At 45.2% G+C, this 22958-nt stretch carries 21 protein-coding genes and 1 tRNA gene; 9 read left to right on the top strand and 13 right to left on the bottom strand.

Annotated features, from left to right (window positions below):
- Nucleotides 1–16: 16 nt before the first annotated feature.
- A complete protein-coding gene (gene ispE, locus WKT20_RS10145; RefSeq protein WP_340417312.1) occupies nt 17–841 on the bottom strand; it encodes a 4-(cytidine 5'-diphospho)-2-C-methyl-D-erythritol kinase in 825 nt (274 codons plus the stop codon).
- A gap of 102 nt (nt 842–943) precedes the next feature.
- On the opposite strand from ispE, the gene dnaB reads away from it, so the two are divergent.
- From dnaB to WKT20_RS10120, 5 genes are all read left to right on the top strand, one after another.
- On the top strand, nt 944–2506 hold the full coding sequence (dnaB, locus tag WKT20_RS10140; RefSeq protein WP_022054401.1) for a replicative DNA helicase: 1563 nt from the start codon (nt 944–946) through the stop codon (nt 2504–2506).
- 101 nt (nt 2507–2607) lie between these two features.
- On the top strand, nt 2608–5070 hold the full coding sequence (gene pheT, locus WKT20_RS10135; protein WP_340417311.1) for a phenylalanine--tRNA ligase subunit beta: 2463 nt from the start codon (nt 2608–2610) through the stop codon (nt 5068–5070).
- A 9-nt stretch (nt 5071–5079) separates the two neighbouring features.
- The gene (locus tag WKT20_RS10130; RefSeq protein ID WP_117700595.1) at nt 5080–5322 is read left to right on the top strand and encodes a hypothetical protein; all 243 of its coding nucleotides are present in this window, start codon (nt 5080–5082) and stop codon (nt 5320–5322) included.
- Between the two features lie 23 nt (nt 5323–5345).
- The gene (locus WKT20_RS10125; protein ID WP_117700596.1) at nt 5346–6083 is read left to right on the top strand and encodes a YebC/PmpR family DNA-binding transcriptional regulator; all 738 of its coding nucleotides are present in this window, start codon (nt 5346–5348) and stop codon (nt 6081–6083) included.
- Nucleotides 6084–6188: 105 nt separating this feature from the next.
- A complete protein-coding gene (locus WKT20_RS10120) occupies nt 6189–6428 on the top strand; it encodes a TIGR03905 family TSCPD domain-containing protein (protein WP_117700661.1) in 240 nt (79 codons plus the stop codon).
- A 90-nt stretch (nt 6429–6518) separates the two neighbouring features.
- Here the strand turns inward: WKT20_RS10120 and WKT20_RS10115 are convergent, their stop codons facing one another.
- A complete protein-coding gene (locus tag WKT20_RS10115) occupies nt 6519–7856 on the bottom strand; it encodes a DUF3667 domain-containing protein (protein ID WP_340417310.1) in 1338 nt (445 codons plus the stop codon).
- 197 nt (nt 7857–8053) lie between these two features.
- Nucleotides 8054–8755 carry a Crp/Fnr family transcriptional regulator gene (locus WKT20_RS10110; protein WP_117700662.1) on the bottom strand — a complete coding sequence of 234 codons (702 nt, stop codon included), beginning with the start codon at nt 8753–8755 and terminating at the stop codon, nt 8054–8056.
- Nucleotides 8756–8867: 112 nt separating this feature from the next.
- Here WKT20_RS10110 and WKT20_RS10105 point away from each other — a divergent pair, with 112 nt between their 5' ends.
- The gene (locus WKT20_RS10105; protein WP_117700598.1) at nt 8868–11066 is read left to right on the top strand and encodes a DUF5686 family protein; all 2199 of its coding nucleotides are present in this window, start codon (nt 8868–8870) and stop codon (nt 11064–11066) included.
- Nucleotides 11067–11081: 15 nt separating this feature from the next.
- Here WKT20_RS10105 and lysA read toward each other — a convergent pair whose 3' ends face one another.
- From lysA to hisH, 7 genes are all read right to left on the bottom strand, one after another.
- A complete protein-coding gene (gene lysA / locus WKT20_RS10100) occupies nt 11082–12242 on the bottom strand; it encodes a diaminopimelate decarboxylase (protein ID WP_117700599.1) in 1161 nt (386 codons plus the stop codon).
- 107 nt (nt 12243–12349) lie between these two features.
- The gene (locus tag WKT20_RS10095; protein ID WP_117700600.1) at nt 12350–13675 is read right to left on the bottom strand and encodes an aspartate kinase; all 1326 of its coding nucleotides are present in this window, start codon (nt 13673–13675) and stop codon (nt 12350–12352) included.
- 115 nt (nt 13676–13790) lie between these two features.
- Entirely contained in the window at nt 13791–14477 is a 687-nt protein-coding gene (locus WKT20_RS10090; protein WP_340417309.1) for a cell division ATP-binding protein FtsE, read from the bottom strand.
- 9 nt (nt 14478–14486) lie between these two features.
- Complete coding sequence (gene hisIE / locus WKT20_RS10085; RefSeq protein WP_007561805.1) at nt 14487–15098, bottom strand: bifunctional phosphoribosyl-AMP cyclohydrolase/phosphoribosyl-ATP diphosphatase HisIE; 612 nt, start codon at nt 15096–15098, stop codon at nt 14487–14489.
- Nucleotides 15099–15133: 35 nt separating this feature from the next.
- A complete protein-coding gene (gene hisF / locus WKT20_RS10080) occupies nt 15134–15889 on the bottom strand; it encodes an imidazole glycerol phosphate synthase subunit HisF (RefSeq protein ID WP_117700602.1) in 756 nt (251 codons plus the stop codon).
- Nucleotides 15890–15911: 22 nt separating this feature from the next.
- Nucleotides 15912–16634: a 1-(5-phosphoribosyl)-5-[(5-phosphoribosylamino)methylideneamino]imidazole-4-carboxamide isomerase gene (gene hisA / locus WKT20_RS10075; protein WP_118163132.1), complete on the bottom strand. Its 723-nt coding sequence runs from the start codon at nt 16632–16634 to the stop codon at nt 15912–15914.
- Between the two features lie 22 nt (nt 16635–16656).
- Nucleotides 16657–17247, bottom strand: coding sequence for an imidazole glycerol phosphate synthase subunit HisH (hisH, locus tag WKT20_RS10070; RefSeq protein ID WP_117700604.1), 591 nt, complete (start codon nt 17245–17247; stop codon nt 16657–16659).
- 259 nt (nt 17248–17506) lie between these two features.
- Between hisH and WKT20_RS10065 the strand changes: the two genes are divergently transcribed.
- Nucleotides 17507–17580: transfer RNA gene (locus WKT20_RS10065), tRNA-Asp, on the top strand.
- A 111-nt stretch (nt 17581–17691) separates the two neighbouring features.
- On the opposite strand, the gene WKT20_RS10060 is transcribed toward WKT20_RS10065, so the two are convergent.
- From WKT20_RS10060 to mobV, 3 genes are all read right to left on the bottom strand, one after another.
- Nucleotides 17692–18240 (bottom strand): hypothetical protein, encoded by a 549-nt coding sequence (locus WKT20_RS10060; protein WP_302462627.1) that lies wholly within the window; start codon nt 18238–18240, stop codon nt 17692–17694.
- A 13-nt stretch (nt 18241–18253) separates the two neighbouring features.
- Nucleotides 18254–19255, bottom strand: a complete 1002-nt coding sequence (locus tag WKT20_RS10055) for a hypothetical protein (protein ID WP_340417308.1) — start codon at nt 19253–19255, stop codon at nt 18254–18256.
- Between the two features lie 236 nt (nt 19256–19491).
- A complete protein-coding gene (mobV, locus tag WKT20_RS10050; RefSeq protein WP_118242661.1) occupies nt 19492–20832 on the bottom strand; it encodes a MobV family relaxase in 1341 nt (446 codons plus the stop codon).
- Nucleotides 20833–21272: 440 nt separating this feature from the next.
- Between mobV and WKT20_RS10045 the strand changes: the two genes are divergently transcribed.
- Both WKT20_RS10045 and WKT20_RS10040 read left to right on the top strand, forming a co-directional pair.
- The gene (locus WKT20_RS10045; RefSeq protein WP_117702350.1) at nt 21273–21638 is read left to right on the top strand and encodes a BlaI/MecI/CopY family transcriptional regulator; all 366 of its coding nucleotides are present in this window, start codon (nt 21273–21275) and stop codon (nt 21636–21638) included.
- A gap of 12 nt (nt 21639–21650) precedes the next feature.
- A complete protein-coding gene (locus WKT20_RS10040; protein ID WP_340417307.1) occupies nt 21651–22919 on the top strand; it encodes a M56 family metallopeptidase in 1269 nt (422 codons plus the stop codon).
- The last annotated feature ends 39 nt before the right edge of the window (nt 22920–22958 follow it).

The raw sequence follows: 22958 nt of genomic DNA, 5'->3' as shown, positions 1-22958 counted from the left end.
AAGAACCGGACTCCAATTAGTTCAGTTCTCTCTGACGACAGAAGCATCCGCCAAATTTCTCGTCCACGTGTTCTACCGGCTGGCGGAAGATACCGTAAACCGATGAGCCGGATCCGCTCATGCTGGCATATACCGCACCCAGGTCATACAATTCGTCCTTGATGGCTGCAATCTCCGGATATTTCAGGAACACACTGTCTTCAAAATCATTCTTCATGTTGTCCTTCCACGTTTCTACCGGCTGGCAGATGATGTCTTTCAACGAAACTTCCGGCCGACGGGGAGTGATGTGTGCGAAAGCGTCGCGCGTGGATACGAAGATGTCCGGTTTCACCAGCACCAGGTAATAGCCCGAAAGCGAAAGACGGACAGGTTCGAATAGGTTACCGATGCCCGTGGCAAATACCGACTGGTTGCGGATGAAGAAAGCACAATCGGCTCCTAAACGGGCGGCGTAGTCTTCCATCTCCTCCAGACTCAGTGCCAGACGGAATTTCTCGTTCAGCAACTTAATCATGAACGCGCAATCAGACGAACCACCTCCCAGTCCGGCACCTGTGGGGATGTGCTTGAACAAGTGGATGTCAACGGGCGGTATGTCATGATCCTTTTTCAGTAATTCGTAGGCTCTGACCACTAAGTTGTCTTCCGGCTTACCCTCGATAGCCGTACCTTTCACGTGAAGCGTATAAGGAGCATCGTTATTTTCTCTTCGTGTTACTTCCAGTGCGTCTTGCAAATGGATGGGGTAGAAAATAGTTTCCAGGTTATGGTAACCGTCGGGACGTTTTTCAATAATATTCAGGCCAAGGTTTATTTTGGCATTTGGAAATGTAATCATAAGGTCGTTTGTTTTTTCGTTTCTCAAATATAGCAGAAAGTTTCGAGAAAATCGGGATTCACGGAAAAAATCGTATCTTTGCCCCACTTAAACAAAAATAAAATGGCAGAACCGAGAAGAAATACACGTGTGGCAAAGACGGCTAAGACCAAGCCGATGGATGAGTACGGCCACCTTCAGCCTCAGGCTCCCGAACTGGAAGAAGCCGTGCTGGGTGCGCTGATGATTGAGAAGGATGCGTATTCGCTGGTGAGCGAGATTCTTCGTCCGGAGTCGTTCTACGAACACCGGCACCAGCTGATTTATGCGGCCATTACTGACTTGGCTATTCAACAGAAACCGATTGATATTTTGACCGTGGCCGAGCAGTTGCGCTCGCGCGGTAACTTGGAAGAGGCGGGCGGACCGTTCTATATCACTCAGCTGAGTGGTAAGGTGGCCTCGTCGGCTCACATTGAGTACCATGCCCGCATCATTGCCCAGAAGTTTCTGGCACGTGAGCTGATTTCTTTTACGAGCAATATACAGACCAAGGCGTTCGATGAGACGCAGGACGTGGACGACCTGATGCAGGAAGCTGAAGGAAAGCTCTTCGAAATCTCTCAGCAGAACATGAAGAAGGACTACACGCAGATTAATCCGGTTATTCAGGAGGCCTATGAAATGCTTCAGAAGGCGGCGGCACGTACCGACGGTTTGAGCGGACTTTCGAGCGGATTCCATCAGCTGGACAAGATGACCTCCGGCTGGCAGAACTCCGACCTGATTATCATTGCGGCTCGTCCGGCCATGGGTAAGACGGCCTTCGTGCTTTCCATGGCCAAGAACATGGCGGTGAACAGCAAAGTGCCCGTAGCCTTGTTTTCGCTTGAAATGAGCAACGTGCAGCTGGTAAACCGTCTGATCGTGAACGTCTGCGAAATTCCGGGCGAGAAAATCAAGAGCGGTCAGCTGGCACCTTACGAGTGGGGACAGCTCGACTACAAGATAAAAGAACTCTACGACGCACCGCTTTACGTGGACGACACGCCTTCTTTGTCCGTGTTCGAATTGCGAACTAAGGCACGTCGTCTGGTACGTGAGCATGGGGTGAAAATCATCATCATCGACTACCTCCAGCTGATGAATGCCAGCGGTATGTCGTTCGGAAGCCGTCAGGAAGAGGTCAGCACCATTTCGCGTTCGTTGAAGGGATTGGCCAAGGAGCTGAACATCCCGATTATCGCGCTGAGCCAGTTGAACCGTGGAGTAGAGAACCGTGAAGGTATCGACGGAAAGCGTCCGCAATTGAGTGACCTCCGTGAATCGGGAGCCATTGAGCAGGATGCCGACATGGTGTGCTTTATCCACCGTCCGGAATACTACAAGATTTACACCGACGAGAAAGGAAACGACCTGCACGGCATGGCCGAAATCATTATCGCCAAGCATCGTAACGGTGCCGTGGGTGATGTGCTGCTCCGTTTCCGTGGCGAATATGCCCGTTTTCAGAACCCTGATGACGACATGATTGTACCGATGCCGGGTGAAGAGAAGAAGGCTCCGGTGCTCCGTTCGAAGATGAATAACGGCGGCGGACAGGACTTTGTACCACCTCCACCCGCAGAGATGCCTCCTATGCCCGACAATCCGTTTGGTGCACCTGTGCCCGATGTACCGTTCTGATGGTTTTTGGCTAAAAATATTTTTTGTCTTACCTCTTATATCCCAAATATGTATTAACTTTGCACATCATTGTTTGGGAAATTATAAAATACTATTACGATATGAATATTTCTTATAACTGGCTGAAAGAATACGTCGACTTCGACCTTACTCCGGACGAAGTGGCAGCCGCACTGACTTCCATCGGTCTGGAGACTGGGGGAGTGGAAGAAGTTCAAACTATCAAGGGAGGATTGGAAGGTCTGGTAGTAGGCGAAGTGCTGACCTGCGAGCCGCATCCCAATTCTGACCACATGCATATTACGACCGTCAACTTAGGACAGGGAGAACCTGTGCAGGTTGTCTGTGGTGCCGCTAACGTCGCTGCCGGACAGAAGGTTATCGTAGCTACGCTGGGTACAAAACTGTACGATGGTGACGAATGTTTCACCATCAAGAAGTCGAAGCTCCGTGGCGTGGAATCAAACGGTATGATTTGTGCCGAAGATGAAATTGGCGTGGGTACAAGCCACGAAGGTATCATCGTATTGCCTACTGACGTAGTTCCGGGTACACTGGCCAAGGATTACTATAACGTGAAGAGCGAATACGTGCTCGAAGTGGACATTACTCCGAACCGTGCCGATGCCTGCTCACACTACGGTGTGGCACGCGACCTCTACGCATGGCTTATTCAAAACGGTCATAAAGCTACGTTGAAGCGTCCTTCGGTAGATGCTTTCAAGGTAGACAATCACGACATGAACATCGACATCGTGGTGGAAAATACCGAAGCTTGCCCGCGTTATGCTGGAGTAGCCATCAAGGGAGTAACGGTAAAGGAAAGTCCTGAATGGTTGCAGAACAAGCTCCGCCTTATCGGTGTGCGTCCTATCAATAACATTGTCGATATTACCAACTACATTGTGCATGCTTACGGCCAGCCGATGCACTGCTTCGATGCCGACAAGATTAAGGGCGGCAAGATTGTGGTGAAGACTTGTGCCGAAGGAACTCCGTTCGTTACACTGGATGAAGTGGAACGTAAATTGTCTGACAAAGACCTGATGATTTGCAACGCGGAAGAACCGATGTGTATCGCCGGTGTGTTTGGAGGTCTGGATTCAGGTACTACTGAGGCTACTACTGACGTGTTCTTGGAAAGTGCCTACTTCCATCCTACATGGGTGCGTAAGACTGCCCGCCGTCACGGATTGAGCACCGACTCTTCTTTCCGTTTCGAACGTGGCATCGACCCGAACATCACTATCTATGCCTTGAAGGAAGCTGCTCTGCTGGTGAAAGAACTGGCCGGAGGTGAAATTGCTTCTGATATCAAGGATAACTATCCGAACCCGATTGCCGATTTCGCGGTAGAACTTTCATATAATTATGTAAACTCGCTGATTGGAAAGGAAATTCCGGCAGAAACGGTGAAGAGCATCGTAACCAGCTTGGAAATGAAAATTGTGGAAGAAACGGCTGAAGGTCTTTCTTTGCAGATTCCTCCTTACCGTGTAGACGTGCAGCGTCCGTGCGACGTGGTAGAAGATATTCTTCGTATCTACGGATATAACAATGTAGAAATTCCTACTACCCTGAAATCAAGCCTGAGCGTGAAGGGAGAAGTGGATAAATCGGTGAAACTCCAGAACCTGGTAGGCGAACAGCTGGTGGGTTGCGGATTCAATGAAATCCTGAATAACTCTTTGACTGCGGCCGCTTATTACGACGGACTGGAAACTTACAAACCGGAAAATCTGGTACGCCTGATGAACCCGTTGAGCAACGACCTGAACGTGATGCGTGCTACTTTGCTCTTTGGTGGTCTGGAAAGCATCCAGCACAATGCCAACCGCAAGAATGCTGACTTGAAGTTCTTCGAATTCGGTAACTGCTATCACTTCCATGCAGAGAAGAAGAATCCGGAAAAAGTGTTGTCAGGCTATTCAGAAGAGTTGCACATGGGCTTGTGGGTTACTGGAAAGCGTGTAAGCAACTCGTGGGCTCATGCCGACGAAAACGCTTCAGTTTATGAACTGAAGGCTTACGTGCTGAACATTTTTCGTCGCCTGGGTGTGAATTTTGGCTCACTGGTGTTCGGTAACCTTTCAGATGACATCTACTCGGTAGCTATCTCTGTACACACCCGTGGCGGTAAATTGCTGGCTACCTTTGGTGTGGTTTGCAAGAAGATTCAGAAAGCGTTCGATATCGATAATGAAGTGTACTATGCCGACCTGAACTGGAAAGAACTGATGAAGGCCATCAAGGGCAATACGGTAAGCTACAGGGAAATCTCCAAGTTCCCGGCTGTAAAACGTGACTTGGCATTGCTGATTGACAAGAAGGTGCAATTTGCTGAAATCGAAAAGATTGCTTGCGAAACCGATAAGAAATTGCTCAAGTCTGTAGAATTGTTCGACGTGTACGAAGGAAAGAACTTGGAAGCTGGCAAGAAGAGCTATGCTGTAAGCTTTATGCTTCAGGATGAAAACGCTACACTGAACGACAAGCAGATTGACAAGTTCATGCAGAAGTTGATTGGTAACTTGCAGAACAAGCTGGGAGCAGTGCTTCGATAACTGTAAAAAATGATGCGTTACAATATTAAACCAGATTATCACATAAAAGCCAAAAGGGGATACCTGGCGGCTTTTTACATCGAATTGTTTCTGGCTCTGCAGGCTGGAATGGTGCTCTGGCATTTTTCTTCGAATGAAACGTGGAGAAATGTGCTGGCTATCACGGGCGGGGCAATATGCTTGTGTCTCGCTGGTGTGTCGTACTGGAAATATTGTAAGCTGGTACAGAATAGTGAAAAAGAAACTCATTAAAAATAAATTTAAAATATCATCCAATGGGAAGAGCATTTGAATATAGAAAAGCTGCAAAGCTGAAAAGATGGGGTCACATGGCAAAGACCTTTACACGTCTGGGTAAACAAATTGCAATTGCGGTAAAAGCTGGCGGTCCGGAACCGGAAAACAACCCGACTTTGCGTTCGGTAATCGCTACTTGTAAGCGTGAAAACATGCCGAAGGATAACATTGAACGTGCCATCAAGAACGCAATGGGTAAGGACCAAAGCGAATACAAGAGCATGACTTACGAAGGATACGGTCCTCACGGAATCGCCGTATTCGTAGATACACTGACTGATAATACCACTCGTACCGTAGCTGATGTTCGTTCGGTATTCAACAAGTTTGGCGGAAACTTGGGAACAACTGGTTCATTGGCTTTCTTGTTCGACCACAAGTGTGTGTTTACTTTCAAGAAGAAAGACGGACTGGATATGGAGGAACTGATTCTGGACTTGATTGACTACAACGTAGAAGACGAATTCGATGAAGATCCGGAAGAAGGAACTATCACTATCTACGGTGATCCGAAGAGCTATGCGGCTATTCAGAAGCATCTGGAAGAATGTGGTTTTGAAGATGTCGGTGGTGATTTCACTTACATTCCGAACGACCTGAAAGATGTGACTCCGGAACAGCGTGAAACTATCGATAAGATGGTAGAACGTCTGGAAGAGTTTGACGACGTACAGACCGTATATACTAACATGAAACCGGAAGAAGACGCTGAATAAGCTTTTCTTGAAAGATAATGACGGAACGGAGTATCCGGCCGGAATGATCCGGCAAGTGGTGCTCCGTTCTCTTTTTATGTTAACTCGACTAGCATATTGATGACAATGAAATATACTTATCGTACGATGGGAACATGCAGTTCTCAGATTGATTTTGAGGTAGAGGATGGCATACTGAAGGGCGTGCATTTTACCGGTGGTTGCAATGGAAACTTGAAAGGGATTTCAGCCCTGGTGGAAGGTATGAAAATAGATGAAGTGATTGCTCGTCTGGAAGGTATCCGTTGTGGCGGGAAGCCGACTTCTTGTCCCGACCAGCTCTGTAAGGCTTTGCGGGAAATCTAAGTGACTAAATGAGGGATATTGAAGCAAAGAGCACTTCTGAGAGATGAATGTTATGTCTCGGGAGTGCTCTTTTTATGTGAATGTTTGATATTAAAGCTGCTCAGAAAGAGTGGAAAGCAGGAATACCAATAGCGCAGCCGCAATGGCTAGTGAAATGAAGGTAAAGACAGCCAGGAAAACGATTGTCTTGACAAATGTACGTATCCATCCCCGGCGGTATACCGTGTGCAGGGAAATGTAGGTGTACACAAACATGCCTGCTACGAAGATAAGGAGAGTATACATTGGCATGTTTCCCTTAAGTGATTCCATAAAAGTGTCACTTGTCAGCACGGGTACCAGTGGAATAGGAATCAGTATCAGAAACACGGTATTCAGGTGAATCGCGTGTACGAAATGCCACATGTAAGGAAGTTTAGATTTCCGGAACATTCCCTGCAAAAGCCAGGCAAACAGTGGCAGAAGGAACATCATGTAGAGCGGAGTCCATTTGGATAAATCTCCAAAAAACTGGTTGAGAAAGGATTCCTGACGAAGTTGCTGTGCTTCATCGTTATGGTCTTCTCTCCATTCGTATACGGGAGTAAGAGCGGTACCGGTGGAGTCTACCAGGAAATGGCGCGCGGCTTGCAGGGATTCAGAGGTAATCTCTTCTTCCTCAATCAGATTATTCAAGTATTCACCTTGTACTTTTTTCAGATTCAGAATAGTATTCAGGTCTTTTTGCCGGAGAGTTGTTTCATGCAGGCAGGAGTCGGCCACGATTTGGGGCATTCGCATGTAGGAAAGAGAGAACCGGTCGTCCAGGCGTTGCACTTTGAACAGCTCCTCGGCCTTTTCTACTCCTCTTTCTTGAAAGGCTTTCACTAACTCAGGGCCTTGGTATACATACACACATGTATCGGGCAGGGTAGCAGATGATTTGAGCTGTGCTACAATTCTGTCGTTGATGTTTAGTGAGCTTACAGCTTGCAATGCCTGATTGGCTTTGTCGGAGGCTATCATGAAGAAAAGGGTAAAGAAAACGACGGAGATGCACATATAGAGCCGGAAAGGATGTACGTAGGAATTGATTTTTCCGGCATTGAATTCGTTGGTCAAGAATCCGGGGCGGGTGAACATCAGCCACAAAGTTTGCCAGATTTTGCTGTCAAACTGGTAGACATTTTCAATGTATTGTCTGAGGTATTTCCAGAAAGGTTGGTAGATGTCGAGGGCATATTGTCCGCAACAATGGCAATACATTCCCTCTAGCTTGGTACCGCAATTCTTGCAATAGGTGTACCCGGGTACAGTCTTTTTACGTATTCTCCGAAGACGTTTCAACTCGATGAGGCGCATCACCCGGCGTTTTCGTTCTTTCAGTCTTTGTCGCATCCGGGCGAGAAGAGTTTTGTGGGTTTCTTCTTTGTGTGTGGTATTTCCCATGTCAGTATAAATGTAATATAAATGATATTTTGACACAAAAGTACGTTCGTAAAATGAATTTAGCAAGTTTTTATATAAGGAATTGAATACGCAGGTATTGGGATTTAGAGACATAAAAAAAGTGATATTGTTTCTTTTGTTGTAGAAACAATATCACTTGATGAATGAACAAACATGGGATGTTTATCCACAAAAGTTTATCCAATCTTGCTTATCTTCTTTAATTTCTCTTCGTCAATGAGCTTTATTTTTCGTCCGTCGATGATAATCAGTTTTTCGGCGGCAAAATTTGATAAAGTTCGGATGGCATTGGAAGTGGTCATGTTAGAAAGATTGGCCAAATCCTCTCTGGAGAGATAGATGCTTAGTGTGCACTGGTCTTCCTCCATGCCGTAAGTATCTTTCAGGAAGAGCAATGATTCGGCTAGACGTCCCCGAATGTGTTTTTGGGTCAGGTTGACAGTTCTTTCATCCGAAATTCCCAAGTCTTTCGACAATTGTTTGATGAAAAACATAGCAAGCTCCGTATTTTCCATAATCAACTGTACGATGATAGGCATAGGAATCAGACACATGGTACATGGTTCAAAGGCAGCTGCTGCGGTCACAAAGTTCTCTTCCGCAAAATAGGCACGATAGGCAAAATATTCTTTGTCCTTTACAACTCGGATAATTTGGCTGCGTCCTCCTACGCCATCCTTGTAGATTTTTACCTTTCCGTTCAGCAAACACATTAAATTCTCTGGTGTTTCACCTTCGCAATAAATCGTTTCGTTCTTTTTGTATTTCTGAATCGTAAAGTTTTGTGCCAGCAGTTCGCGTTGTTGCTGTGTTAATGGTTGCCATAAATCTGGTATACTTTCGGCAATCTCAGCTTCTGTTAATTCCTTTTTTACCATAAAATGTTCCAAAACCATGTTATTTAGCACAAAGGTACAAAGAAAAATTGAAAATATTCTTTTTTTTCTTCATAAAAATGGCTTCAGATAAGTGGTTTGTTATATATTTGCCATGAATATGCGAAAATTGAAAGGCTTATATGTAGCTTTGTGGGGCTTGCTGATGGTGTGTCTGCTCAGCGGCTTTCCGCGACAAGGAATGGCTCGCGACAATGCTCCAGCTCTTCCGAAAAAGCCTGTCGTTGCCGATTCTATTATGGAGCATATGTTTCATTCTGCTTCCATTTATTCGCATGAAGTGAAGGGATACAAGGGCGATTTGTATCTGAAAGGTCATTTGAAAGTACACAAGCAAAACCGGATTATCAAGTATGTACCTTCCATGTTTCGCCTGGAGAAGGGAATTAATGATTATTTTCATGAGTCTATCAGTGAACTGCAATATACGGCTCCTGCCATTTATGACCGAAAGGTCAGGGCAATATCTACGACTTTCCCCAGCACCAGAGGGCAGATATTCGACATTATGGACTACATGAAGTTCAATATTTATGCTCCTTCGCTGATGGGCAACAGGATACTTTCACCGTTGAACAGAAAGGCCCAGGTGCATTATCATTATTTGCTTGAAAGGGTAGAACACCGGCTGGGGGGAGAATTGTATTGCATTCGTGTCGTACCTCGTTATCGGAGCACGCAGTTGGTGGAAGGTTTTCTGTGGCTTTCATCAGCCGACTGGACTATCCGAAGAATGAATCTCAAGGGACGTTATGACCTGGTAAGGTTCCAACTGAGCATGCAAATGGGAGAGGAGGACGATACGAAATATCTTCCGGTACTGTTGAATCTTGACTTGAACTTCAAGTTCCTGAAGAATCATCTGGAGATGAAGTACACGGGGTGGATGAAGTATTCATCGGTCGTTTATCGTAAGCCGGGGGAGGAATGGATTGTCAAGAAAACGAACGACCATAATCTGTCGAATTCTTATATCTTGTCGTGTGATACTAGCCGGCTTGTGGTGGAGCGTGACTCGTTCAACCGCATCCGTCCGATTCCTTTGTCTGCTTATGAGGATTCGCTTTACCGTTCGGCAGATGAGCGGCGATTGAAACGGGAGGCCGATACGATAAAGGCAGAGCCTACGAAACTGAAGAAGAACATGGTATTCTTGGGCCAGTTGGGGGATGCCTTGATCAGCAGTTATGACATTGACATCTCTAAAGTGGGAAGCATTAACTGCTCTCCGATTATCAATCCCTTATTAGTGAGTTATAGCCACCGGAACGGAATATCCTATCGACAGGTGTTTAAGTACAACAAGCTTTTCCATGACGGGCGCCTGTTGCGTATTGTTCCTCAGATTGGTTATAATTTTACAAAGAAAGAATTTTATGCCAAGGCAGATGTGGAATATATTTACAACCCTCGAAAGCTGGGGTCCATTGAGATACATGGAGGAAATGGTAACCGTATTTACAGTAGTGTTGTGCTTGATCAGCTGGAGCAGATTCCGGACAGTGCCTTTACGTTCGATGGACTGGAACTGGATTACTTTAAGGATGTATATGTGGATGTATCGCATAATATAGAGCTGTGTAACGGCTTAAAGCTGGGCACAGGTTTGGCCATGCATTGGCGATATACAAAAAGTTCACCGGAGGTAGAAGCGCGTGTACGTTCCAATTATAATAGTTTTGCTCCTCGTATTCGTTTGGAATGGACGCCGGGTATGTATTACTATATGAACGGTAACCGAAAGATAAATGTCGGTTCCTTCTTTCCTACCTTTATGCTGGATTATGAACGGGGTATCAAAGTCTTAAAGAACTCCGGTACCTACGAACGAATTGAAGGCTCTGTAGAGCAGGTCATTCGTTTGAAAAATGTGCGTTCACTGGCTTATCATGTGGGGGCTGGAATGTTTACTAACCAGTCGGATATGTACTTTGTGGATTATGCGCATTTTGCCAACTTGAATCTTCCTCAGGGATGGAATGACGATATTGGAGGTACGTTTCAGATGCTGGACGGTCGCTGGTATAATGCTTCCAGTCACTACATACGAGGAAATCTGACTTTTGAGGCACCTTTCATACTCTTATATCCGGTCACTCGTCTGTTGTCGTTCGTACAGAAGGAACGTATTTATACGGGTATCCTTTTTATGCCTCATCTGAATCCTTACCTGGAATTCGGTTACGGGTTTGCTACCCACTTGTTTGATGTGGGTGTCTTTATCGGAAATGAAAAAGGTAAATTTACCTCCGTGGGATGCAAATTTACCTTTGAGTTGTTCAATAATAAATGATGTTTCGCTTGTTGTTTATACCAACTCGTCCGAGGTGTATCCTTGCGGAAGCGGACGACAGTTGTATCCTGAAGCCATAATTTCGCCATAAGCACCGGCAGAACGCAGGGCAATCAGGTCGCCACGATGTACTTTGTTCAGGTCGATAGCCTTTCCAAAGACATCGGATGATTCACAAATCGGACCTACCACATCGTATGTTTCTACAGGTTCTTCCGAGGTCAGGTTTTCAATCTTATGATAAGCCTGATATAAAGCCGGTCGAATCAGGTCGGTCATACCTCCGTCTACAATGGCAAATTGCTTGTTGGTACCTTGTTTCACGTAAGTCACCTTGGTGATGAGACTTCCGCATTGTCCCACTACAGCACGTCCCAATTCAAAATGAAGCGTTTGTTGCGGGCGCAGGTGCAGGTGTTTGTGGTAAGTCGCGAAATATTCTGCAAAGTCAGGAATCGGCTGGCGGTTAGGGTGTGCATAATCAATGCCTAAGCCACCTCCCACGTTGATATGTTCCACGATAATCTGGCGAGCAAAAAGCTTTTCCTGTAACTCATTCACACGGTTGCAGAGTGCCACAAAGTCACCCATATCCAGAATCTGTGAGCCGATGTGGAAGTGCAAGCCCACAAACTTCACGTTTTTCATTTCAAGTGCCAAGTCAATCACGCGGTCCATATCCTGTATGCTGATACCGAATTTGTTTTCTGCCAGTCCGGTAGTGATGTTGGCATGCGTATGAGCGCCTACATCCGGATTGATACGGAAAGCCACACGGGCAATCTTGTTCTTTGCGGCGGCCAACTCATTGATAACTTCCAGTTCCGGGATAGACTCTACGTTGAAGCAGAAAATATCATAGTCCAGTCCCAAATTGATTTCCTTGTCTGTTTTTCCTACTCCGGCATATACAATCTTGCTAGCCGGGAAACCGGCTTTGATGGACGCTTGGATTTCTCCTCCACTCACGCAATCGGCACCTAGTCCGCTTTCACGGATAATTCCCAGCACTTTCGGATTGGCATTTGCCTTTACTGCATAATGCACACAGAATTTATTGTATTTTCCTGCTTCTTCCTTGATTTTGTTCAAAGTTTCACGGAGCAGATTCGTATCATAATAATAAAATGGAGTTTCCAGTTTCCGGAATTGTTCTATTGGAAAATTAGCTTTCATAAAACGAGTTTAGTTGTGATTGTTATTATATTAGAAGAATAAAAAAGGCGGTGATGCGGTTTTTACTGACCGTATCCTCCGCCTTTAGCTTTTATAAAAGGTTGCTTTTATTTCTGGTTACCATTGAAAAGCACGTTGCTCAAAGATTGCAGAGCCTGTTTCTTGTCTGATTCACGAATCAGGAAAGAAATGTTGTAGTTACTTCCGCCGAATGAAATCATACGTACTGGAATCTCACGCATTGCATCTAGTGCTTTTGCTTCGAAACCTACGTTTTCCCATTCCAGGTCACCAACTACACAAACGATACACATGTCATGGTCTACCGTTACCGTACCGTATTTCTTCAGGTCGTTTACGATTTCGTTCAGGTGTTTCGTGTTGTCAATCGACATTGATACACCCACTTCTGAAGTACATACCATATCAATAGGAGTTTGGTAGCTTTCAAAGATTTCGAACACCTTGCGGAGGAAACCGTGAGCCAGCAGCATACGGCTTGACTTGATCTTGATAGCCGTGATGTTGTCTTTGGCAGCTACTGCTTTGATTTTACCTTTTTCCGTATCGTTAGAAATCAGTGTACCCGGAGCGGTTGGTTCCATGGTGTTCAGCAAACGTACCGGAATGTTGGCATATTTAGCCGGCTGGATACAAGTAGGATGCAGAATCTTCGCACCGAAGTAAGCCAGTTCAGCTGCTTCTTCAAAGTGAAGCTGACGTACCGGAGAAGTCTTGTCTACCACACGCGGGTCGTTGTCGTGCATACCGTCGATATCTGTCCAGATCTGGATTTCAGAGGCATTGATGGCGGCCCCAATCAGAGAAGCAGTGTAGTCACTTCCTCCACGTTGCAGGTTGTCGATTTCACCGTACGCGTTGCGGCAGATAAATCCCTGAGTAATATAGATTTCATAATCCGGGTTAGCTTCCAGTTGTGCCGACAGCTTTTCGCGGATGTAAGTCAGGTCCGGTTCGCTGTTCTTGTCGGTACGCATGTATTCCAATGCCGGAATCAATGTGGCGTTTACGCCCTGTTCGCACAAGTAATTGGTCACCATGTTGGTAGAGATGATTTCTCCCTGAGCCAGGATGACTTTTTCTTCAAATAAAGTAAATATGTCTTTCGTATAAGAACGAATGTAATCGAATACAGATTTTACAAAATCCAGTGTTTTCTGTTTATATTCTTCGGTAGAATACAATTCATCAATGTGCTGTTTATATTTTGCTTCCAGTCTATTGATGATTTCATTTGCACCTTCTGGATTTTTCTTGTACAGATAATCCGAAATTTCAACTAATGTGTTAGTCGTACCTGACATGGCAGACAGGACTACAATTTTCTGTTCGCCGTCAGTGATTAATTTGGCCACATCTTTCATTCTTTGTGCAGAACCCACAGATGTACCTCCAAACTTTAAAACTTTCATTTTACGTTTCGAATTTTAAATGTTCTATAATTAATTAATTTCGGGAGCAAATGTAATAATAAAAACCCTATTTTGAGGTCATTTTGGCAAAAATCCTTTTACTCCTTTGTCTTTTTTATGAATTTGTCGTTTCCGTAAGCCGGTGATGTTCGCATTTGTACACTTTTCCGGGATATTCCGAAAGCAAGTTCAAGTTCAAGTTGTGCGTAGTCATCAGAATGGCTGAGCCCTGGCGGCAGATGTCCTGCAATAATTCCACGATGCGGCGTCCGGTATCCACGTCCAGGTTGCCAGTCGGCTCGTCGGCCAGTATGATTTCCGGCTTGTTCAGGATGGCCCGGGCGATAACGATACGTTGCTGCTCTCCACCGGAAAGTTCGTTGGGCATTTTATATCCCTTGTTTTCCATGCCTACCTGCTGTAAGACTTCTCCAATTCGCCGTTCTATTTCCGTACGGTTTTTCCAGCCTGTAGCTTTAAGCACGAATTTCAGGTTCTCGTGCACGGTACGGTCTGTCAATAGCTGAAAGTCCTGAAACACAATACCGAGTTTCCGGCGAAGGGTAGGGAGATCCTTTTGTTTCAGGCTACGCATGGCATTTCCCAGCACCCATGCTTCTCCGTCATCAATCTCCACCTCACCGTAGATGGTTTTCAGGAGAGTAGACTTTCCGCTACCCACCTTCCCGATGAGATAGACAAATTCGCCCTTTCGGAGTTCCAGGTTTACATCCGAAAGAATCTCCTGCCCTTGCAGGCTCACGTTTACGTGCTGGTAAGAAATGAGTGGTTGTTCTTCCATATCTCGTGATTAGTGTTTTTTCCAGGTGGCACTGTGACGCTCTTTCAATTCACGGGCCAAGTCTTCAATGCGGTAGCCTTTGTAAGTAAGCAGTACAATCAAGTGGTAAAGCAGGTCGGCTCCTTCGTAAATCAGGCGTTCGTCGGTTCCGTTGCAGGCTTCGAGGATGGTTTCCACAGCTTCTTCGCCCACCTTTTGTGCCATCTTGTTGACTCCCGAATTGAATAAGCTGGTGGTGTACGATTTCTCCGGCATTTCCTGACGGCGACGGTCAATGAAATCCTGCAACTCTTTCAAAAACATGATGTCCTGCTCATTCTTGTCTCCCCAGCAAGTATCTGTACCCTTGTGGCAGACAGGACCTTCCGGATGTACCATGATGAGCAGTGTGTCGTTGTCGCAGTCAGCTTTTACCGAAACCACGTGCAGAAAGTTTCCGCTTTCTTCTCCTTTGGTCCACAAGCGGTTTTTGGTACGGCTGAAGAAAGTCACTTTACCCGTTTCCATGGTTTTCTCGTAGGCTTCCTTGTTCATGAATCCCAGCATCAATACTTTCTGTGTATAGTTATCTTGGATAATGGCCGGAATCAAGCCATTCATTTTTTCAAAATCCAGTTCCATAATTTTACTTTATATAATATAGTTAGTTGAAATAGTTATCTGCGCACAGCGATACCTTCTTTGCAAAGGTAATCTTTTAATTCGGGAATTGGTATTTCACCGAAGTGAAAAACACTGGCAGCCAGAGCGGCATTAGCTTTTCCTAACGTAAACGCATCACGGAAATCCTCTTTCTTGCCAGCTCCTCCGGAAGCGATGACCGGAATGGTCAGCCGGTCAGCCAGCTCAGCCAGTGCTTCGTTGGCATATCCTTCCTTTACCCCGTCGTGGTCCATGCTGGTAAATAAGATTTCCCCGGCTCCACGGCTGTTGGCTTCTTCCGCCCATTCCATAAGAAAACGGTCGGTCTCCAGCCTTCCTCCGTTGAGGTAACATTTCCAGCCTCGCGGGGTCTGTCGGGCATCAATGGCTACCACACACACCTGTGATCCGAAATGACGGGCGATGTCATCGATGAGCTGCGGGTTCCGGATGGCCGAAGAGTTGATAGACACTTTGTCGGCTCCAGCATTTAGCAGACGTTCCACATCGCTCAGTTCATGAATACCTCCTCCCACGGTGAAAGGAATGTTGATTTCTGCAGAGATGCGTTTTACCAGCTCCGTAAACGTTTTCCGTCCTTCGTGGCTGGCAGTGATGTCCAAATAAACCAGTTCGTCGGCTCCTTGTTCACTGTAAGCCTTTCCGAGCTCTACCGGGTCGCCCGCTTGTCGCAGATTGACGAAGTTGGTACCCTTCACTGTTTGTCCGTCTTTGATGTCAAGACAGGGTATGATTCTTTTTGCTAACATAATCAGTTTCTTGAGTTAAGAGTTAAGGAAGAAAAGCTTTCAACTCCTGCAGGGTGATACGCCCTTCATAGAAAGCCTTGCCGAATACCACTGCCGGAATACCTGCTTCGTTCAGTGCTTCAATGTCCTTCATGCCGCTGATGCCTCCGCTGGCTATCAGATGCAGGTCGGGGTGAGCCTCCATGATTTGCTTGTATAGCTCCAAAGATGGTCCGTTGAGCATACCGTCGCGAGAGATGTCTGTGCAGAGTACCTTTGCGACACCTTTCTTTATATAGTCATCCAAGAACGGCATCAGCTCCAGACGGCTGCATTCCAGCCATCCGTTGACGGCTATTTTCCCGTCTTTGGCATCCGCTCCTAAAATAATCCGTTCACTGCCATATACCTCCATCCATCGGTTGAACGTATCCGGCTCCTTTACGGCGATGCTGCCCAGCGTTACCATCTGCGCTCCGCTTTCGAAGGCAATGTGCAAGTCTTCATCGCTTTTGATGCCTCCGCCAAAGTCAATGACCAGCGAAGTCTGTCCGGCCAGTGCTTCCAGTACCTTATAGTTTACCACATGCTTGGAAGCCGCTCCGTCCAGGTCGACCACATGCAGGCGATGGATGCCATGCGCTTCAAATATCTTGGCCACTTCCACCGGATTCTCGTTGTAAACCTTTTTTGACTGATAGTCGCCCTGAGAAAGTCGTACACACTTCCCGTCGATGATATCGATGGCAGGTATAAGTTCTATCATATTTTTATATAATGTTTCAGGATTAGAGATTCAAAAAGTTGCGCAAGATACATTCTCCCACCTTTCCGCTTTTTTCCGGATGAAATTGGGTGGCATAGAAATTATCCTTGTGCAAGGCTGCACTGAAAGGGGTGATGTAGTCGGTTGTAGCCGCTGTAAATTCGTTGACCGGCACATAGAAACTATGCACGAAATATACGAATTCTTCTTCTTTTATACCTTGAAAGAGCGGGCTGCGGAGATGTGACAATGTGTTCCATCCCATGTGAGGAACTTTCTCTTCAGGATTGGTCGACTGGAATCGCTTGACTTCTGCATCGAAGATTCCCAGGCAGTCCGCATCACCTTCTTCCGAATGGCGGCAGAGTAGCTGCATCCCCAGGCAAATACCTAATACTGGTTGTTTAAGTTCTTTGATGAGAAGATCCATGTGGCAAGCTTTCAGGTAATCCATGGTGGTACGTGCTTCGCCCACTCCCGGAAAAATTACCTTGTCGGCACTGAGCAGTGTCTCCTTGTCGTTGGTGATGACAGGTTCCACACCCAGTCGCTTCAGTGCACAATCTACCGAAAAGAGGTTGCCTGCATTGTATTTTATGATTGCAATTTTCATTCAGTGCTGTTTTTTTTGTAGAAAAATAGTTTTTTGCAAAAGTAACGAATTATAAACAATCTCCTAATAAAAGCGACAAAAAGTTTGTCTGTGATGGTAGTTTTCTGACAAGGTTTTTGTAAGAAGCTTCTATGCGTGGCTTTCTAAAAAATGGACTGTAAAACTTTTTTGAATATTTTTTCGGAAAGCTATTGCAGATTCAAAAAAAAGCACTACCTTTGCAACGCAATCGAGAGAGATAGCAACGAAAAAACTTAATGGTGCGTTAGTTCAGTTGGTTAGAATACATGCCTGTCACGCATGGGGTCACGGGTTCGAGTCCCGTACGCACCGCAATAAACATTGAAAATCAATAGTTTACAAAAATAACGCCCAGTTTTACACCCACTAATGTAAAACTGGGCGTTTTTATTTCAAAAGGTAATAGGAGAAGCTATTTCAGTCCTAATTGGATGAATTATTCATATATACCAATAGCATAACAAACAAAATGAATACAAGAACAAAAGCAAACCCCGTCAGTAATCCTTTCAGTTCATCTTTATCATCTTGAGCAATCCGTCCAAATAATTTCCTACCTGAATAAAAGTCAATTGCGGCTTGTAATTTCCTACCGTTACAGGAATATTCATTAAGTAGAATGGAGATATGTTCATCATTCTTTAATACAATTTCCAAAAAGGATTTAGGTTGCCACTGTGTAGTTGGAAAACTTATGTAAAAACATCTTTTTATTCGATTCCAATGGATTGTACCTTTCTCTTCCGTAGTTATCCCTTGTTTGTCTATCCGCATTATCTTGTCTTTCCTTTTTAATTTATTGATGCCTACAACCATAAGGATTAGAGAAAGGACAATGCCGAATAGACTAATATCTCTTGATGTCAATCCTACGGCAAAACTCACAAAAGCTGCAAAGAAAAAAAAGTATGGAGTCTCTTTACTCCTGTGCAGTAAATAAGGATGTGATAAATCGAATTGATATTTTTTCATAAACAGTACAACTTTAATGTTCCCATATTTGTTTGCCATTACACATTACACCACGACACACATCTATACCCCATAGTCCTTTGCCTATGTTCAATATACATGTGTCTCCTACGTGCATCAAATTTTCATTTACTTTGTAGCCTATTGTAAAAGTATCATCATTTCCAAAGCGTAATCGGGCAAAGGTTGTGCGCTTGTGCCTACCTCCTTTATATATTTTTTCTATTACCGCTTTACGTTTTTCGAGGGGTCCGGAAAAGTAGTAATTGGGTATGTATATCAGAACGGGTATAGCAAACCACACTATAACCACATTGATAGAATATCTATGTTTCGTAAAAGAAGTTAATAATCCGACCAACACTCCTATTAGAAGTAAGTACCAACTCAAATTGCCGTCTGCTGTGCGAAGGTTCAGTGATGCGCTATAACAAAAAAGCCCAAGAACTATGATTATAGGCAAACACCCTGAGGTGCACGAACGCCAATCTTCCATAAATCCCTGCACTTTATTGCAGATACGTTGCCACAAGCTAAACTTTTCTTCCGTTGCCCGAAAAGCATGTATGTTGCTTGCACTTGGAAACTTTGTATCCATGAAAGGGATATAGATAGCCTGTTCCCCTGTTGATTTAAAGGAATAAGGTTCTGTGTTTATATCATCTTCGTATACATTTCCTTTAGTATCTACTGCCGCAAAGTCCGACTTACTGCTATCATTCACATAAATCATAGATTCGGCAGGCAATCCACTTCCTTTCTGCTTCCTTTTGCAGTATGCGCGTACTTTCCTTTTGTCATTAGGCAATGTATCAAGTTTAAAGAGTAATTCGCAAAACAGGTCAAAAGGAATTGCTTGCGGGAAATTCAGCGCATAAGCCTTTCCTTCCAAACGATGCAAGTAAACGGTGAAGCGAACTCCTTTTCCGCTTTCTTCCGAACAAAACCGTTTTACGATAGATTTTATTTCTCGCTTATTAACTCCTTCTATGTAGATAACTTCTTCCTGCTTCATAAATTATTAGTTTAAAGTTCTAATGACTAACAGTACTCTACGGGATTGATTGTTTAAATGGATTCATACACGTATATTATAAAAGTCAATGACAAATGTACAAAAAAATGCTGTACACGAGAGACGGATACAGCATTTCTTTTGTTTTCAAAGAAATAAGTCGTTTACCACTTCTGTTAGATACCTTTCAAATAGAGATACGTAGCAAACATTAGAAGTAGATATTCAGTAAAACATTACATTCTCACCCCCTTTCTCGGTTCTTCTTTTTGGGTGTGGCTTACACCCAGTTTCTCTTTAAGTTCTTGGAATTTCATCCTAAACCATTCAAGAAGTGGCATTCCGTCAATGCACAGCCTGAATTTCCCATTCTCCTGCGGGTTTCTCTCTACGGTTGCCGTTGAGTGCTCCGTCCTGAACCTCTCCTTGTGTTCTTTCGAATAGAGCCTGCCTTTGAACCCTACGGGCTGCAGGCTGACGATTCGCCTTGTCAGTTCCTCGGTGAATCCCACTTCCCGGCATTGCTCGGCTATGGGCAGCAGTTCCGTTACGATAGGGAAATAGGTATCTATCTGTTTCAGCCTATTGTCGTACCCTGCAATTTTCTGTTGGTAATTCCGGTCTATCCTGACTATCTCGCTGTTGTGGCGGTTCTCCATGTTCTTCTGTTCCCTCTGTTCGGCTTGTACCTGCTTTTGCAGCTTCACAATGCCCTGCCTCAAACTTTCATTCTCCGTTTCCAGCCTCCTGACCTTGCTGCCTCCCAAAAGAGAACTCACCCCGTCCGCTATGGCTGTGGTGGCGTTTACCGCCGCGTTCTTCATCTTCTGCGTGTTGATTTCCCCCTTGACCTGCTTCAACCTCTTCTGCGCTTCCTCTTCCAGTCCCAGCAGGGTTTCTATGTTCTCCTGCAGACTGTCTTGTTGCTCTACCAGCTCCTTGTAGTATTGCATGGTGGAGATGTGTTTTGCCAGCGAACCGTCTATTCCTCTTTGCAAGCCATATTTGCCCATGGCTTGTGCGTAGGTGTCCTGATAGTGTTTCAGCTTGTGCCTTGCCATGACATCATCTGCACACAGCCGCACGTCCTGCGTGCTCTTCTTGCGGTATTTCTTTTTCCCGTTCTGTTCTTCTTTTTTGGCTTTCCTGCGCTCTCCGGTCACTATCGGTACGATAGTGGCGTGTATGTGCGGTGTCTTTTCGTCCATGTGCAGAACTGCCGACACGAGGTTCAGCTCCCCGTATGTTTCCCGGAGCCATTGCAGGCTGTCGTTACACCAGCCGTCAAGCTGCCCGTCCGCTTCCATTTGCTTCATGTCCTTGTTGCTTCCGGTGAGCAGTACCCGGATTGCCTTCACCTGGTTGGTGCCCACCTTGCGTCTGATGCCTGCCGTCTCTATCCGGTGCGCTATCGCCTGCGTACGGTTTCTCACCCCTTCGGGGAATTGCACCAATTCCCGGTTCAGGTGCGTGCGCGTTCTGTCCGCGTTCTTGGGGTGGACGGTGCGCTCTATGTGTGCGGACATCCTGCTGTCCGTACCCTTTGCCTTTTCCAAATGTAAAACTGCATATCCCATAACTGTAATACATTTTTCGGTTAATACTTCCCCTGCCTTGTTCCCATGCCGCATGGCTCCGGGGTTTCAAAAGGGGCGGCGTCCCTTTTGCTCATTGGGGCTTTTTTAGCAATTGTGGCCATTATTGTTATTTTCAATAAAAGAAAATAATTGCTTATCCGTTTTTGGGTAAATTTTCTTTCCTTTTCTACGTTTTCCGTGGCAGAACCTTACGTTTCTTTTACGGGAAACGTAGGTTTCCGGCTGGAGAGCCGTATGGTTTCCGGAAAGGAAACATAGAAATCTTCTGTTCGTATTTCTTTATATACGCTTGCGTTTCTGCAATGTCATAGGAAATTTTGAAAATATACTTCTTGTTTAATATAATTAACTATTTGAATGCTTATTGTTTACGATGATTTCGTAGATTTGCGAAAAGTTCGTAGAAAAACTCGTTCGATATGGAAAAGCTAACTTATCAGGAAGAAGAAGCCATGCGCTTTATTTGGAACTTGGGACCGTGTTTTGTGAAGGATGTGGTGGCATGCTATGCTGAACCTAAACCACCTTATACCACGGTGGCCTCCATTATCAACAACCTGAAGCGGAAGGGATACCTGCAGGCGGAAAGGTTTGGTAATACTTACCGGTATACTCCTTTGGTGGCTCAGGAAGAATATACCAGCAAGTCTGTGGGCAACATTGTGCGCAATTATTTTGCCAATTCTTATAAGGAGATGGTTTCGTTCTTTGCCAAGGAACAGAAGATTTCCAAGGAAGACCTGAATGAGATTATCAACCTGATTGAAAAACGTGAAGACAAATAAAAACTTATTTCTATGCTATACCTTCTTCAAGTCAATGTCGGATTAATCCTGTTCTACGCGCTCTATAAACTGGTATGTACGCGGGATACCTTCTTTCGTTCCAGAAGATTTATCCTGATAGTGTCGCTTGTATTGCCATTCATTCTGCCTTTTATCGAGGTGCGTGAATGGCTGGAAAGCCGTGACCGCATGATTATGCTCACTCACTTTGATTACTCTGCGGTGCTGCCGGAGATTGTGGTAGGGAGTGAAGTAGCAGAAACCGGGAACCGTGTGTTCGTGCTGTCTGAATGGATAGGCTATCTGTATCTTGCCGGGGTAGTGGCATTGCTCGTCCGGCTTGCGGTTCAGGCATTCAGTCTGTATCGCCTCATTGTACGTATGCCGGAAAAAGAGATAAACGGCGTCTGCGTAAAATGTTTGAATGACCCTTCCGGACCGTTCTCTTTCTTCGGATGGATTTTCATGAATCCTGCCGCAGTGAAGGAAGATGAAATCAGTGAAATTCTGACGCACGAAATGGCGCACGTAAGGCAGCATCATTCTGTCGATGTACTTCTTGCCGAGATGGTCAGCATCTGCTGCTGGATGAATCCCTTTGCCTGGCTGCTGAAACGCGAGGTCAGACTCAACTTAGAGTTCCTGGCCGACAGGAAAGTAATGGAGGCAGGGTTTGCTACTAAAAGCTATCAATATCACCTGCTTGGGTTGGCCTACAACCACAAGTACGGGTTATCCAATAATTTCAACTTCTCTCACCTTAAACAACGTATCATTATGATGAACAAGAAAAAATCAAACGCTGCAGGGCATATCAAATATGCACTGTTCGTGCTTCCGGCCTTTGCTCTACTCGTTGCCGGAAACATCTCCTGCTCGCAGGGAGCATCCGAAAAACAGGATGCCAAAGAAGAAACCGTTGCACCAGATTCAGTAGCGGCTCCTACTGACGGTGTAGCGAAAGACGAAGTGTTTATGGTTGCAGAACAGATGCCTGAATTTCCGGGAGGAATGAAGGAGTTGTTGAAATTCCTTCAGAACAACCTGAAATATCCGGAAAATGCCATGAAGAATAATGTGCAGGGACGGGTAATCGTGCAGTTTGTGGTGGAAAAAGACGGAACTCTTACCGAATTCAAGGTGGCTCGTTCTGTAGATCCGGATTTGGATGCAGAGGCTTTGCGCGTGCTGCAGATCATGCCTAAGTGGAAGCCGGGCATGCAGAGGGGGAAGATCGTAAGGGTAAAATTTACCGTACCTGTTTCCTTCAAACTTCAGTAAATTGTGTTTGAGTCCGCTTTAAAAATGGGCTGTAATTAT

The sequence above is a fragment of the Phocaeicola sp. ICN-14070 genome (genome assembly GCF_037892625.1).
GTDB lineage: Bacteria > Bacteroidota > Bacteroidia > Bacteroidales > Bacteroidaceae > Phocaeicola > Phocaeicola plebeius.
The sequence above is the reverse complement of the archived record's forward strand: the minus strand, read 5'-3'. Positions and strand labels throughout refer to the sequence as shown.

What these genes read in the sequence shown, in the direction of transcription:
- WKT20_RS10090 (WP_340417309.1), bottom strand. Translation starts at nt 14,477, where the DNA reads ATGGAAGAACAACCACTCATTTCTTACCAGCACGTAAACGTGAGCCTG.
- lysA (WP_117700599.1), bottom strand. Translation starts at nt 12,242, where the DNA reads ATGAAAGCTAATTTTCCAATAGAACAATTCCGGAAACTGGAAACTCCA.
- WKT20_RS10130 (WP_117700595.1), top strand. Translation starts at nt 5,080, where the DNA reads ATGATGCGTTACAATATTAAACCAGATTATCACATAAAAGCCAAAAGG.
- WKT20_RS10115 (WP_340417310.1), bottom strand. Translation starts at nt 7,856, where the DNA reads ATGGGAAATACCACACACAAAGAAGAAACCCACAAAACTCTTCTCGCC.
- hisA (WP_118163132.1), bottom strand. Translation starts at nt 16,634, where the DNA reads ATGATAGAACTTATACCTGCCATCGATATCATCGACGGGAAGTGTGTA.
- WKT20_RS10055 (WP_340417308.1), bottom strand. Translation starts at nt 19,255, where the DNA reads ATGAAGCAGGAAGAAGTTATCTACATAGAAGGAGTTAATAAGCGAGAA.
- WKT20_RS10125 (WP_117700596.1), top strand. Translation starts at nt 5,346, where the DNA reads ATGGGAAGAGCATTTGAATATAGAAAAGCTGCAAAGCTGAAAAGATGG.
- WKT20_RS10095 (WP_117700600.1), bottom strand. Translation starts at nt 13,675, where the DNA reads ATGAAAGTTTTAAAGTTTGGAGGTACATCTGTGGGTTCTGCACAAAGA.
- pheT (WP_340417311.1), top strand. Translation starts at nt 2,608, where the DNA reads ATGAATATTTCTTATAACTGGCTGAAAGAATACGTCGACTTCGACCTT.
- mobV (WP_118242661.1), bottom strand. Translation starts at nt 20,832, where the DNA reads ATGGGATATGCAGTTTTACATTTGGAAAAGGCAAAGGGTACGGACAGC.
- WKT20_RS10040 (WP_340417307.1), top strand. Translation starts at nt 21,651, where the DNA reads ATGCTATACCTTCTTCAAGTCAATGTCGGATTAATCCTGTTCTACGCG.
- ispE (WP_340417312.1), bottom strand. Translation starts at nt 841, where the DNA reads ATGATTACATTTCCAAATGCCAAAATAAACCTTGGCCTGAATATTATT.
- dnaB (WP_022054401.1), top strand. Translation starts at nt 944, where the DNA reads ATGGCAGAACCGAGAAGAAATACACGTGTGGCAAAGACGGCTAAGACC.
- WKT20_RS10110 (WP_117700662.1), bottom strand. Translation starts at nt 8,755, where the DNA reads ATGGTAAAAAAGGAATTAACAGAAGCTGAGATTGCCGAAAGTATACCA.
- WKT20_RS10105 (WP_117700598.1), top strand. Translation starts at nt 8,868, where the DNA reads ATGAATATGCGAAAATTGAAAGGCTTATATGTAGCTTTGTGGGGCTTG.
- WKT20_RS10120 (WP_117700661.1), top strand. Translation starts at nt 6,189, where the DNA reads ATGAAATATACTTATCGTACGATGGGAACATGCAGTTCTCAGATTGAT.
- WKT20_RS10045 (WP_117702350.1), top strand. Translation starts at nt 21,273, where the DNA reads ATGGAAAAGCTAACTTATCAGGAAGAAGAAGCCATGCGCTTTATTTGG.
- WKT20_RS10060 (WP_302462627.1), bottom strand. Translation starts at nt 18,240, where the DNA reads ATGAAAAAATATCAATTCGATTTATCACATCCTTATTTACTGCACAGG.
- hisIE (WP_007561805.1), bottom strand. Translation starts at nt 15,098, where the DNA reads ATGGAACTGGATTTTGAAAAAATGAATGGCTTGATTCCGGCCATTATC.
- hisH (WP_117700604.1), bottom strand. Translation starts at nt 17,247, where the DNA reads ATGAAAATTGCAATCATAAAATACAATGCAGGCAACCTCTTTTCGGTA.
- hisF (WP_117700602.1), bottom strand. Translation starts at nt 15,889, where the DNA reads ATGTTAGCAAAAAGAATCATACCCTGTCTTGACATCAAAGACGGACAA.